The following is a 13,597-nucleotide window of genomic DNA, read 5'->3' on the forward strand; positions in this document are numbered from 1 at the left end:
ATAAGAAATATTTGCAAATAATAATTATTAGATGTATAATTAAGTTATATTATTTTATGACAAATATGGTAAAAATAAAATAGAAGTTTTAATTTAGGAGGAATATAAAAATGAAAGTTGTTAAATTTCAAGGTTCGCCAATTACGTTAGAAGGAAATACTGTATCAGTTGGAGATAAATTACCAAGTTTTAAGGTTACTACTAATGATTTAGGAGAATTTACAGAAAAAGATTCTAAGGGAGTTAGAGTGTTTTTAACAGTTCCATCTATTGATACACCAGTATGTGATATGGAAGTTAAGAAGTTCAATGAACAAATTGATGCTTTAGCTGGAGTTACTTGCTACACTGTATCAATGGATTTACCATTCGCTCAAAGCAGATGGTGTGCTTTAGAAGGAGTAGAAAAGGTAAAGACTTTATCAGATTATAAGGATAGAAGTTTTGGAGCAGCTACAGGTACTTATGCTAAGGAATTAGGTTTACTTGCAAGAGCATCATTCGTAGTTGATTCAAATGACAATGTAACTTTTGTTGAATACTTAGAAGAAATTACTAACGAACCAAGTTATGAAAAGATATTAGAAGCAGCTAAATCAGCTAAGTAATTTCTAATTCATAAAAAGTTGTAGCGTTAACTTTAGAAAAAATAGTTAATGTTACAACTTTTATTTTTTTACTTTAATGGAAGAGTAGCTGAAAATAAAACAATACTAGACAGAAACTTAACATAAGTGTAAAATATTAAATTAGTCAAATATATAAGTTGTAATAAGTATTATTCATTTTATCAAATAATTTTTTATTTTAATGATATTTATGGAGGAAGTTTTTTCTGTAACTTATATAAAAATTAAATAATATATGCTTTCAATTTTTATATTTTACTTAAATAAATTTTATAAACCATATTGATGCAGATTATTAATTGAAACATATATATCTGAAAGGATTGATTATTTACATGGAAGGAACATGGATTGAAGTAAGAGTTATTACTAAAAGTGAAGCTCTAGAACCAGTTTCAGGCATTTTTTATGGATTAGATTGTAAAGGAGTTGCAATTGAGGATCCTAATGATATTTTAGAAAGAGAGCAAGGACCTTTAACTTGGGATTTTGCTGATATTAATGTTTTAGAACATAAAGGCAAAGTAGCTGTTGTAAAAGCATATTTTGCTGAAGAAGATGATATAGAAGATATATTAAATTACGTAAATGAAAAAATTGAGGAATTAAAATCATTAGGCTTAGACTTAGGAGAAGCTAAAGTTGAAAGCGAAAAAATGTATGAAGAAGATTGGGCTAATAACTGGAAAAAGTATTATAAGCCAACAAAGGTAGGTAATAGAATAGTAGTTAGGCCTATATGGGAAGAATATAAAGAAGAAAATGATGAATTAGTATTAGTTTTAGATCCAGGTATGGCTTTTGGAACTGGTACTCATGAAACTACTAGAATGTGTATTCAATCATTAGAAAACTATGTTAAGGAAGATAGCGTAGTATTTGATGTTGGATGTGGATCAGGAATACTAGCAATTGCAGCTGCAAAATTAGGAGCTAAAAAGGCTGTTGGGGTTGATTTAGATCCAGTAGCAGTTGAATCTGCTAAGGAAAATGTAGGATATAATGATTTAGACAATATAGATATTTTATATGGTAATTTAGTTGAAGTAATTGATGGAAAAGCAGATATAGTAGTTGCCAATATTATAGCTGAAGTTATATGTATTTTAACTGAAGATGTTAAAAGAGTGCTTAAAGCTGATGGATATTTTATAACATCAGGTATTATTCATGATAGGGTAGATATGGTTACTAAAAAGCTAGAGGAAACAGGCTTTGAAGTTATTGAAATAAATAAAGATGGGGAATGGAACTGTATAGTTGCCAAAGCAAAATAGGTTTTAAGGAGAGTTTTCAATGCATAAGTTTTTTACTCCTAAAGAAAATATAATAGATAATCAAGGTAAAATTTTAGGTGATGATGTAAAGCATCTATATAAAGTATTAAGGCTAAATGAAGGGGATCAAATTGTCTTAAACAATTGTGAAGGTGAAGAGTTTTTAGCGACTATAAAAGAAATAACTAAACAAGAAGTAATCTTAGATATTGATGAAAAGTTAGAAATCAATAATGAAAGTTCAATAAAGATTTTTCTTTATCAAGGCTTACCAAAGGCCCAAAAGATGGATTTAATAGTTCAAAAGGGGACAGAACTAGGAATTTCTGAATTTATACCTACTTTAACAGATAGAGTGGATATAAAGCTTAAGGGGGACTTTAAAAAGCTAGATAGATTGAATAGGATTGCATTAGAAGCTGCAAAACAAAGTAAAAGAAGTATAATTCCAAAGGTTTTAGAACCAGTGGATTTTGAAACAGCTTTAAATAATCTTAAAAACTTAGATTTAGTTATAGTTCCTTATGAAAATGCTGAAAATTTCGGAATTAAAACACTGTTTAATAATGAAAAAATTGATATATCTAGTATAAAAACTGTTGGAATATTAGTTGGTCCAGAAGGTGGATTTGAATTAGAGGAAATAAATAAGCTAAGAGAAAATGGTGCTTATATAGTAACTTTAGGAAGTAGAATCTTAAGAACTGAAACAGCTGGTTTTGTGGCTACTTCTTTAGTTCAATATGAGCTTGGAGATTTAGGAGGAAGTAAATAATGAAAGTTGCATTTTCAACTCTTGGATGTAGAGTTAATGTATATGAATCTGAGGCAATGGTAGAAAAATTTATTAGAGAAGGCTATGAAGTTGTAGAAGCAAGTGAAGTAGCTGATGTATATGTAATTAACACATGTACAGTAACTAATATGGGAGATAAAAAATCTAGGCAAATTATTAGTAGAGCAAGAAGATTAAATGAAGATGCTATTATAGCAGTAGTTGGATGTTATTCTCAAATTGCTCCAAAAGAAGTTTCTGAAATACCTGGAGTAGATGTAGTTCTTGGAACTAGAAATAAAGGTGATGTAGTATATTATGTAAACAAAGCTAGAGATGAGGGGAAATCTCAAGTTCATGTTGAAGGTGTACTAAAGAATAAAAAGTTTGAAGAGCTTAATATAGAAGAGTACCAAGATAAGACTAGAGCCTTCTTAAAGATTCAAGATGGATGTAATAGATTCTGTACTTACTGTATAATACCTTATTCAAGAGGATCTGTATGTTCAAAGGATCCTAAAAAGGTAATAGAAGAAGTAAATAAACTAGCTGAACATGGATTTAAAGAAATTATTTTATCAGGAATTCATACAGCTTCTTATGGACTAGACTTAGAAGGCAATGTTAACTTAATTGATATTATAGAGGAAATAGAAAAGGTAGAGGGAATTGAAAGAATCAGAATAGGTTCAATTGAGCCAGCTTTCTTTACTTCTGAAGTAATTGAAAAGATTAAGGGCTTTAAAAAGTTATGTCCTCACTTCCATTTATCTCTTCAAAGTGGTTGTAATGCAACTCTTAAGAGAATGAATAGAAGATATACTGCAGAAGAATATGCAGCATCAGTTGAACTTTTAAGAAAAACTTTACCTGATGTTTCAATAACTACTGATGTAATTGTTGGTTTCCCAGGGGAAACAGAAGAAGAATTTAATGAAACATATGAATTCTTAAAGAATATTAAGCTTACAAAAACTCATGTATTTAAATATAGTCAAAGAAAAGGAACGAAGGCAGCTGATATGCCAGATCAAATAGATGGAACTATTAAAGAAAAAAGAAGTAAGCTTTTAATTGAATTAAGCAATAAAAATGAAAAAGAATTTATAGAAAAGTATATCGGTAAAGAAATGGATATTTTAGTAGAAACAGAGCTTAAGAATGAGCCAGGAGTATATGAAGGATATACAAGAAACTATATCAAAGTACATGTACCTTGTACATGTGCAGATGTTACTGGTAAAATAGTAGATATAGAAATAACTGAAGCAAAAGAAGAATACGGAATAGGGAAATTAATGTAAAATGTAAAATGAATAATGTAGAATGAAGGAAATAATTTAGCAGAGGCTAAATTATGAAAAACTTAATTTCAGAAACTCAGATCGTTGAGTTTTAACCTAAATTCTTCATTTTTCATCTTAATTCTTAATTGTAAAGGTGGTGAATTTATGAGTTGTATTTTTTGTAAAATAGTAGCTGGTGAAATTCCAAGTAAAAAGCTTTATGAAGATGATAAAGTATTAGCTTTTTATGATATTAGTCCTGAGGCACCAGTTCACTTTTTAGTAGTACCTAAAGAGCATATCCAAAGTGCTAATGAATTAAATGAAGAAAATGCTAGTATTATTTCACACATATTCCTTGTAATTAATAAGTTAGTAAAAGAACTGAATATAAGCGAAACAGGGTATAGAATAGTTAATAACTGTGGAAAAGATGGAGGTCAAACTGTTGATCACATACATTTTCATGTTTTAGGCCAAAGAGATTTAAAATGGCCACCAGGCTAAATAGTTTATACAAGTAGTTGACTTTAGGGTATGCCTATTGTATAATATAGCGTGTGTTATTAAGCCCGTAGCTGAGTTAAATTAATTAATTTGAGCTAGCGGAGGGAGGGATAATAGATGTCAGAAATAAAAGTTGGAGAAAACGAAACACTTGAAAGTGCGTTAAGAAGATTCAAGAGAAAATGTGCTAGAGCAGGAGTTCTTTCTGAAGTTAGAAAGAGAGAACACTATGAAAAGCCAAGCGTGAAGAGAAAGAAAAAATCAGAAGCTGCTAGAAAGAGAAAATTCAAGTAGGATAATTTTGATTTAGACTCAATATAACTTGATTTTTAATTGAGTGAACTATTATTGGAATCTATGATTATCCAATAAAACTGAATGTATTTATATACATTAGAGTTGAGGACTATATTTGTATAGTTATCAAAAGGTGTAATACAATTATACTTGAATTAAGGGAATAAATAAGAGTAATCTCTTATTATAGTACCTTCCTCAGCAGTTAATAGAAGAAAATGAAATTATTAAAGAAACGGCTACACCACTGGTGTTAATAACATTTGGGTATAACTTATAGTTGTATCAAAATTAATTTAAAGATTAATATTAACTGATAAATAAGCAAAAGGAATTTTCCTTTTGCTTTTTGCTTTATTTAAGAAACTTTTTTTGAGAATCGTAAGGTGTAATTTTCTAAATATATTTATCATAAAGTACTAATAGAAATAATATAAGGAGAGAAAATTATGCAAGATAAGTTTGATAAGAGTAGAGATATAATTGCAGAAAAATTTGATTTGCCAAAGGATGTAGTTTTGAATTTTCCTAAGATTACGATAGTAGGTAATGATGAGATTACTATAGAAAATCATAAAGGCATAATACTATTCGAAAGGAATATAATCAAAGTTAATACTAAGGTGAAAGTTGTAAATATTGAGGGAGAAAACTTTGAAATATTATATATTGGCGACTCTACTATTACGATAAGTGGAAAATTTAAATCAGTTTCTTACGAGGTGTAGCATGGCGAAAGGTGTATTTGAGAGTGGAAAAGTAATATTAGAAATTAACATATTAAAACCAGAAAGGCTTTTAAACATATTATGGAGTGAAAATATTAGAGTTATAAATGTAAAGAGAGTAGATGTTGTAACTATAAGGGTTACTGTAGAATATGAGAATTACTTAGCAGTTGTTGAGGCTGTAAAAAGGCTTGGAGGAAAAAGTAAAATAGTAGGTAGTAGAGGGATATTATTCTTTGTTGGAAAATTGAAAGGTAAGATGGTTTTAGCTCTTGGTGGAGGGATGTTTATAGTAATATTATTATATTTATCAACCTTTGTTTGGAGTATTGAAATTACTACAAAGAAAAATGTTTCTCCTTATGAACTAAGGCAGCAATTATATGATTTAGGAATAAAGCCTGGAATAAGTAAGAGAAAAATAGATTTTAAAGATATTGAAAAGAAGTTAGAAAATATGAATTCTGATATTTTATGGTTAAGAGCAAGGGTGGAAGGTTCTACTTTGAAGGTTTCGATAGAAGAAAAGGTTAATCCTCCTGAAATAAAAGAAGGAAGCTTAGGAAATTTAGTTGCTAGGATGGATGGCGAGATAAGTAGAGTTTATACTTTTGAAGGAAGATCAGTAGTACATTCAGGTGATTTTGTAAAAGCTGGTGATGTAATAATAGAAGGTATAAATGGAAAAGAAGAGGATCCTTATGAGGTTATACCAGATGGAGTGGTTATGGCTAATACATTCTATGAAAAAAGTAGAAAGGCTAAATATCAAGGAACTGAACTCAAAAGAAGTGGTGAAAAGGATAGTGATATATATTTAAATATCTTCGGAAAGAAAATTTATCTTAAAAAAGCTATAAAAGACTTTGGTGAATATGATAAAATAGAGGAAAGTGGAAAAATAATAAACAAAATAAATTACTATGAAAAGAAAGAAATTCCTATAGAATTGACTAAAGAGGAAATAATAAGTAACTCTATTAATGATTTAGAGAAATCTCTGTATAATGATTTAACTAGAGAAGCTAAGATTATAGATAGGATAGTTAGTACAAGGGAAGACTCAGAAGAGGAGTTAGTAGTAAATGTAGTTTTTGTTGTTGAACAAAATATAGTTAACTATGACACAGTTGATTATTAAGCTACAGTAGTAAAGGGGGATGAACTTGTTTTTTAGAAAAGAAATAAGAAAAGAAGAATTAAAGTACAAGAGAGGGCTAATTTATGTAGTGGTATTTTTATTAACATATTTTCTATTGTTAACATCAATAGCGCCCAAAAAGCATAATTTATCAGTTGGAGATATAGCTCCTGTAGACATAAAAGCGCCTATTGATACTATAGATGAAATTGCAACTAAAGAAAAAGTACAAGAAGCAATAGAGAAAGCAAAAGAGGAAAAGCAGTATTTTGTTAAAAGTGAAGTTAAAACACAGGCCATAGAAAATGTAAATAAATTATTCAATAAAATTTCTTCGGAAGTTTCATCGAGTAAAGATGCCAAGGATAAATTGACTGAAGTAAAGAAAATAGAATCAATTAGATTAAGTGATGATGAGTATAACATTTTACTTGCATTGTCAGCATCACAAGTTACAGAGATTCAGTCCGTTGCAGTTGGTGCTTTAGAGAAGGTTTATGCAAATAATAATATTGAAGAAAATGATTATGAAGCATTGCAGAAGGCTAGGGGAATAGCTTTAGAAGAAATTCAAAGTCATAATTTAGATATAGCATTAGAAGAGACTTTAACAACAATTGTGCATTCTCAAATAAAGCCTAACTTATTTATAGATACAGAAAAAACAGAAGAAAATATAAAAGAAGCAGAAAAGAGTGTTCAAAAAGAAATAATAAAGAAAAATCAAATAATTGTTAAAGAGGGAGAGCCAGTAACTGAGAGACAAATAGAGATACTAAAGGAGCTAGGTTTATTAAGTAATGGTATTACTAAAAGCTATGTATCATCCTTTTTAGCACTTGCTGTTTTAGTAGCTTTAATATTATTTATTCAATTTAGTTATATATATAAGGAAAGACCAGATGTATTTAAAAATACTAAGCTAATAATCCTTATAAGTAGTGTAAATATTATTGTATTAGGATTGTCTATGGGATTAAATATTATTTCACCATATATTATTCCGATAGTTTGTGGAGCTATTCTAATAACAATATTAATTGATTATAGAATATCATTAGTAACAAACTTGTTAAATTTAATATTTATATCTATAATAACTGGATTTAACCCATCTATTATACTTTTATCAATTTTAAGTATTATACTTGGATCTACAGCAGTTAAGAAGGTACAACAAAGAAATGACATTATCTATTCAACAGGCTATATTGCTGTAATAATAGGTGTTTTAGCTTTAACTGTTGGTATGATTTCTTCTAATAATTTAAAAGAAAACATTATTCAGACTGGATATACATTAATAGGAGTGGTCTTATCAGGAATTCTAGCTGTTGGTTTACTACCATTTTTTGAATCAATATTTGATGTAGTAACTAATATAAAGTTATTAGAACTTTCTAATCCAAATCAACCATTAATGAAAAAGCTTATTATGGAGGCACCGGGAACTTATCATCATAGCATGATGGTGGCTAATTTAGCTGAAGCAGCAGCAGAATTAGTTGGAGGTAATCCTGTGGTTGCTAGGGTAGGAGCTTATTATCATGATATAGGTAAGACGAAGAGACCATATTTCTTTGGTGAAAACCAGATAGGAAGAGATAATCCTCATGATAAGATAACTCCGAATTTAAGCACACTAATTATACTTTCTCATACTAAGGATGGGTTAGAGTTAGCTAAGGAGCATAAAATTCCTAAGGTAATTCAAGATATTATAGTTCAACATCATGGAACTACTTTAGTTAAGTATTTCTATTTTAAGGCTAAAAAAGAAGCGGAAAATCCTGATGAAATTAAGGAAGAAGATTTTAGATATCCAGGCCCAATTCCAAATACTAAGGAATCAGGAATATTAATGCTTGCTGATGGTGTTGAAGCTTCAGTTAGATCTATTACAGATCCTACTAAAGGTAAAATTGAAGAAATGGTTAATAATATAATTAATGATAAGCTTAATAATAGGCAACTTGTAGATTGTGATTTAACATTGAAAGATGTGGAAATAATAAGAAAGAGTTTTCTTAAGACTTTAGATGGTATTTATCATCATAGAATTGAATATCCATCTGAAGCGAAAGCTAAGAAGGAAATTAAAAAAGGGGCTGTTTAATAACAGCCCTTAATTAACAATTACAATGAATAATTAACAGTGAACAGTTAAGGAAGTTATCTTTTCTAAACTACTAAAGTAAATTATTAAATGAATTAATAGAAAAATATTATAAGGAGAGAAAAATGTTATATACAGAAAACAGACAAGATAAAATAGAAGTTACAGATGAATTTGTAAATAAAATTACAGAGGTATGCGATTTTGCATTAAAAGAAGAAAATCTTAATATACCTTATCAGATTTCTTTATTATTTGTTGATAACTCTGAAATAAAAGAAATAAATGAGGAAACTAGAAATATTGATAGAGAAACAGATGTATTATCATTTCCTATGTTGGATTTTGAAGAAGGAAAAGTATATAAAGATATTTATTTGGATTTTGAATTTGATGAAACTTTCAAAGATGGGGAAGAGCTTATCTTAGGAGATATGGTTTTATCTTTAGAGAAAGCTTTAGAGCAAAGTAAAGAATATGGTCATTCTTATGAAAGAGAAGTTAGTTATTTAGTAGTACATTCTATTTTACATTTACTTGGATATGATCATATGGTAGATGAAGATAAAATAAAAATGAGAGCAAGAGAAGAAGAAATATTAAATAAATTAGATATTAGAAGATAATATATAAGTTGTAATAAAGATACTACATCCAATTGAATTATTGCTCTAATGTATAGAATTTAAGTATAGTAAGTTCTTAAGCAACTTATATAAATAAATTAAACGGTATAGATGATTTCAATTTTACATATTTTATAAAAGGATGGTTAGTGCCTTTTAAATTTATAAGATTATAAGAAGTAAATTATTAATTGAAAGATATATACTAAATATGGGGGCGAGATTATGAAAATAAAAAAGCTAGTTGAAAGCTTTAACTATGCAATAGAAGGTATTATACATACTGTTAGAACCCAAAGGAACATGAGAATTCATTTAGTTGCAGTTCTATGTGTACTTATAGCGTGTTTTGTTATAGATATTTCTAAGGCAGAATTTTTAGTTTTAGCTGTAACAATAACTTTAGTTTTGGCAGCAGAAGTAATTAATACTGCGATAGAAGCTACTATAGATATGAGTACAAATCATTATCATCCTTTGGCTAAAATTGCAAAGAATGCAGCTGCTGGAGCAGTTCTGATAACTGCAATAAATGCTTTAGTTGTTGGGTATGTTATATTTTGGGATAAGATTTCTTTGATTTCTTATGATGTAATACATAAAATGAAACAATCTGAGCCCTATATGGTATTAATAGCTTTAGTAGTAGTTACTATTGCAACATTAATCGTTAAATCTATATATGGAGAAGGTACTCCTCTAAAAGGAGGTATGCCTAGTGGTCACAGTGCTCTTTCTTTTTCTATTGCTACGGCTATATCTTTAATTACAGAAGAGCCAATATGTATAATGCTTAGTTATTTAATGGCATTTATTACGGCGCAAAGTAGAGTTGATTCCAATGTTCATTCAGTGTTTGAAGTTATTGTTGGAGGGCTTTTTGGAACTCTATTAACGTTATTGATATTTGTTATTTTTAAAATATAATTTTCATTAAATAGATGATAAAAGTTCTTAAGAATGCTATAATCTTAAAAAAGAAACTTTTAATAATTCTTAATTATTAATTAGTGCTGTCGTAGGACAGTTTCTTAAACTAGGAGGAAGAATGTTTAAATCAGGATTTGTAACGATAGTAGGAAGACCTAATGTAGGAAAGTCAACATTATTAAATGAAATAATGGGAGAAAAGCTTTCTATTGTATCTAATAAACCTCAAACAACAAGAAATAATATTCAAACTATATTAACTGGCGATAATTATCAATTAGTCTTTGTGGATACTCCAGGAATTCATAAGCCTAAGCATAAGCTTGGAGAATATATGGTTAATTCTGCGAAGGACTCTATTAAAGAAGTAGATTTAGTTTTATTTTTAATAAATCCAGAAGAAGAAATAGGAAGAGGAGATAAGTTTATAATAGAAACTTTAAAGACTCAAAAGGCGCCTGTGTTTTTAGTTGTAAATAAAATTGATGAATTTACACAAGATAGGGTAGCAAAGACTTTACAAATGTATTCAGGAGAAATGGAATTTAAAGAAATTATTCCTATTTCAGCTCTTAAGGGTAAAAACGTAGAAAAGTTAGTTGAATTAATGGTAGATGCAATGCCAGAAGGCCCTAAATACTATCCAGATGATATGATAACAGATGTTCAAGAAAGATTCGTTATATCTGAAATAGTAAGAGAAAAGGCTTTAAGAACTCTAAGAGAAGAAATACCTCATGGTATTGCTGTAGATATAATTCAAATGAAGCAAAGCCCTAGTGGTACATGGCATATAGAAGTAGATATGCTTTGTGAAAAAGATTCACACAAAGGAATAATAATAGGTAAAAATGGTCAGTGCTTAAAGAAGATAGGTGAAACAGCAAGATACGAAATAGAAAGATTCTTACATTCTAAGGTTAACCTAAAAATATGGGTTAAAGTTAGAAAAGAATGGAGAGACAATCAAAACCTATTAAAGGAACTAGGCTATAAGAAGACAAAATAGGGAGATGGTTTTTCTGTCACTACATAAGGTGAGAGCCGTAGTTATTAAAACTATGGAATATAAAGAAAATGACAAATTAGTATGGTTATATACTAGTGAATTAGGAAAGATTACAGCTATAGCTAAAGGATCAAGAAAAAGTAAAAGTAAATTTTTATCGATTACTTTACCACTATGCTATGGCGAATATATAGTATTTAAAGGGAAGAACTTATTTAACCTTCAGGAAGGAAAGATAATAAGTTCCTTCCAAGGGTTATTAGATAATTTAGATAAATTAACATACTCATCTTATATATGTGAGCTTATTGATATTTGCGTTGAGGAAGGTGAAGTTAATCAAGAGCTTTTTAGAAGTTTTATAACATGTATGTACTTACTAAATACAGATGCATTAGATTATGAGCTGCTTATAAGAGCTTTTGAATTAAAGGTATTAAGTGCCACTGGGTATGGGTTAAATTTAGATTTTTGTGCAAGTTGCAGAAAAAAGATTACTGTTTCTAATTATATATCTTTATCTAGTTATGGAGGTCTTTGTGAAAACTGTGAAAAGGTTCATGGAATTTATATTTCAAAGCCTGCATATAATTCAATAAAGTTTTTAATGAAGACTCCTATGGATAAAATATATAAACTAAATATAAATGATGACGTAAAGAAGGATATAAGGAAGGTTATTACACATATTATATCTTCAAATTATTCTAAAAGGCCAAAGAGTTTAGAAATGTTAAATTATATTAAGGAGTGATTAAGAATGGAAATTACTTTAGAAAAGGTTGATTTAGTTATTGAAAGAACAGGAGTTACTTATGCTGAGGCAAAACATGCCCTTGAGGTAAGCAATGGGGATGTTTTAGAAGCTATTATTTATATTGAAAGTATAAAGGAAGCTGATGCTGAAGCTAATAGTAAGATGAAGTCAGAAAGTATTGATGAGTTTAAGGCTTGGCTTAAAGAGTTAATAAATAAAGGAAATGTAACTAGAATTAAAATAAGTAAGGATAGTAAGGTAATTGTAGATGTACCTGTAAATGCTGGAATAGCTGCAGGTGTTATAGCTATAATTTTACCACCTGTATTAGCCTTTGCTTTAATAGCTGCTGTAGTTACTAAAATAACTGTAGAAATAACTATGGCTGATGGTAGCGTAGAAGTAGTAAATAAATATATAAGCAAGGCAGTAGATGATATAAAAGATGTTGCTACTGATGTTGCAGATAAAGTTAAGAACAAAGTTGATGAAGTAAAAAAAGATAAATTTAGTAAGGATGAATATAAGGTTTACAAAAAATCTACAGTAAATACATCTGAGGAAAATGACAATTCTTTCACATATACAGTGAACTTTGATGATGAAGAGTAAATCAAAGTAAAATAGAGATAAACAGTGGAGAGAGTAAAATAAAACAAAGAAAATAGGGATATTCAGTTAAAATGAGTGATTTTTCAGAAAATTAAGTATAGTCAAACTTTTATAAAATGTTATAATTAGTATGTAAATATCAAACTAATCAAAATTATCTGAATATTCCTTTCTAATTTAGAAAGAGGGATAAATTTGAAGTTATCAGAAAGGCAAGAAGAGATTATAAGGCTAGTTAAAAAAGGACAGCCTGTGACTAGTGAAGCTTTAGCAGAAAAGCTTGGAGTTACTAGAGCTGCTTTAAGAGCTGATCTTGCAATTTTAACTATGATAGGAGTATTAGATGCTAGACCTAAGGTTGGTTATGTATATTTAGGTGAAGTTGAAAATACTAGAATATTAGAAAATATATCTAGGGTATTAGCAGGGGAAATTATGTCTAAACCAGTTACTGTTAGTGAAGAAACTACAGTATATGATGCGATCGTATTCTTATTTTTAAATGATGTAGGTACATTGTTTATTGAAAACAATGGAGTTTTAGTAGGAGCTGTTTCAAGAAAGGACTTCTTAAAGAATGCCATAGGAGGAACAGATATACATAAGGTTCCGGTTGGAGTTATTATGACTAGAATGCCTAATATAGTATGTGGGTCTACAGAAGATAGTGCTTACGATTTAGCAAAAAAAATTATAGAGCATGAAATAGATAGTATACCAATAGTTGAAAAAATAGAGGGTGGGTTAAATGAAAAACCTCAATTTAAGATTGTTGGAAAGATTTCAAAAACGAATATTACTAAGCTCTTTGTAAAACTTGGTGAAGGCAATTAATTACACTATTTAATTAGCTAGCTACAGCCAAAAGGCTGTTAGTATATACATCAATTTGATTGAACGGAGGAGT

The 13,597-nt window shown here is 29.0% G+C and carries 15 protein-coding genes; all 15 read left to right on the forward strand.

Annotated elements, in window-relative coordinates:
• The first annotated feature begins 110 nt into the window (after positions 1-110).
• The 15 genes from GPX08_RS12615 to GPX08_RS12685 all read left to right on the forward strand — a co-directional run bounded on the left by GPX08_RS12615 (position 111) and on the right by GPX08_RS12685 (position 13,524).
• Positions 111-608 carry a thiol peroxidase gene (locus tag GPX08_RS12615; RefSeq protein ID WP_156627161.1) on the forward strand — a complete coding sequence of 166 codons (498 nt, stop codon included), beginning with the start codon at positions 111-113 and terminating at the stop codon, positions 606-608.
• 356 nt (positions 609-964) lie between these two features.
• A complete protein-coding gene (gene prmA / locus GPX08_RS12620; RefSeq protein WP_156627162.1) occupies positions 965-1,906 on the forward strand; it encodes a 50S ribosomal protein L11 methyltransferase in 942 nt (313 codons plus the stop codon).
• Between the two features lie 19 nt (positions 1,907-1,925).
• Positions 1,926-2,681 (forward strand): RsmE family RNA methyltransferase, encoded by a 756-nt coding sequence (locus tag GPX08_RS12625; protein WP_156627163.1) that lies wholly within the window; start codon positions 1,926-1,928, stop codon positions 2,679-2,681.
• The gene (mtaB, locus tag GPX08_RS12630) at positions 2,681-3,985 is read left to right on the forward strand and encodes a tRNA (N(6)-L-threonylcarbamoyladenosine(37)-C(2))-methylthiotransferase MtaB (protein ID WP_156627164.1); all 1,305 of its coding nucleotides are present in this window, start codon (positions 2,681-2,683) and stop codon (positions 3,983-3,985) included. Before GPX08_RS12625 ends, mtaB begins: the two co-directional genes overlap by 1 nt.
• 147 nt (positions 3,986-4,132) lie before the next feature.
• Positions 4,133-4,474, forward strand: a complete 342-nt coding sequence (locus GPX08_RS12635; protein ID WP_156627165.1) for an HIT domain-containing protein — start codon at positions 4,133-4,135, stop codon at positions 4,472-4,474.
• A gap of 117 nt (positions 4,475-4,591) precedes the next feature.
• Entirely contained in the window at positions 4,592-4,768 is a 177-nt protein-coding gene (locus GPX08_RS12640) for a 30S ribosomal protein S21 (RefSeq protein ID WP_003441547.1), read from the forward strand.
• A 452-nt stretch (positions 4,769-5,220) separates the two neighbouring features.
• On the forward strand, positions 5,221-5,499 hold the full coding sequence (yqfC, locus tag GPX08_RS12645; protein WP_156627166.1) for a sporulation protein YqfC: 279 nt from the start codon (positions 5,221-5,223) through the stop codon (positions 5,497-5,499).
• Between the two features lies 1 nt (position 5,500).
• Positions 5,501-6,640, forward strand: coding sequence for a sporulation protein YqfD (gene yqfD, locus GPX08_RS12650; RefSeq protein ID WP_156627167.1), 1,140 nt, complete (start codon positions 5,501-5,503; stop codon positions 6,638-6,640).
• A gap of 19 nt (positions 6,641-6,659) precedes the next feature.
• Complete coding sequence (locus GPX08_RS12655; RefSeq protein ID WP_156627168.1) at positions 6,660-8,756, forward strand: HDIG domain-containing protein; 2,097 nt, start codon at positions 6,660-6,662, stop codon at positions 8,754-8,756.
• Positions 8,757-8,881: 125 nt separating this feature from the next.
• Positions 8,882-9,382 carry an rRNA maturation RNase YbeY gene (ybeY, locus tag GPX08_RS12660; protein ID WP_156627169.1) on the forward strand — a complete coding sequence of 167 codons (501 nt, stop codon included), beginning with the start codon at positions 8,882-8,884 and terminating at the stop codon, positions 9,380-9,382.
• Between the two features lie 225 nt (positions 9,383-9,607).
• On the forward strand, positions 9,608-10,309 hold the full coding sequence (locus GPX08_RS12665; protein ID WP_156627170.1) for a phosphatase PAP2 family protein: 702 nt from the start codon (positions 9,608-9,610) through the stop codon (positions 10,307-10,309).
• A gap of 121 nt (positions 10,310-10,430) precedes the next feature.
• Positions 10,431-11,321, forward strand: coding sequence for a GTPase Era (locus tag GPX08_RS12670; RefSeq protein ID WP_156627171.1), 891 nt, complete (start codon positions 10,431-10,433; stop codon positions 11,319-11,321).
• A 4-nt stretch (positions 11,322-11,325) separates the two neighbouring features.
• Positions 11,326-12,075, forward strand: a complete 750-nt coding sequence (recO, locus tag GPX08_RS12675) for a DNA repair protein RecO (protein ID WP_156627172.1) — start codon at positions 11,326-11,328, stop codon at positions 12,073-12,075.
• A 6-nt stretch (positions 12,076-12,081) separates the two neighbouring features.
• Positions 12,082-12,690: a DUF4342 domain-containing protein gene (locus tag GPX08_RS12680; protein WP_156627173.1), complete on the forward strand. Its 609-nt coding sequence runs from the start codon at positions 12,082-12,084 to the stop codon at positions 12,688-12,690.
• A gap of 195 nt (positions 12,691-12,885) precedes the next feature.
• Entirely contained in the window at positions 12,886-13,524 is a 639-nt protein-coding gene (locus tag GPX08_RS12685; RefSeq protein ID WP_156627174.1) for a CBS domain-containing protein, read from the forward strand.
• Positions 13,525-13,597: the final 73 nt, after the last annotated feature.

This window comes from Clostridium tertium, assembly GCF_902652255.1.
GTDB classification, from domain to species: Bacteria; Bacillota; Clostridia; order Clostridiales; family Clostridiaceae; genus Clostridium; species Clostridium tertium_A.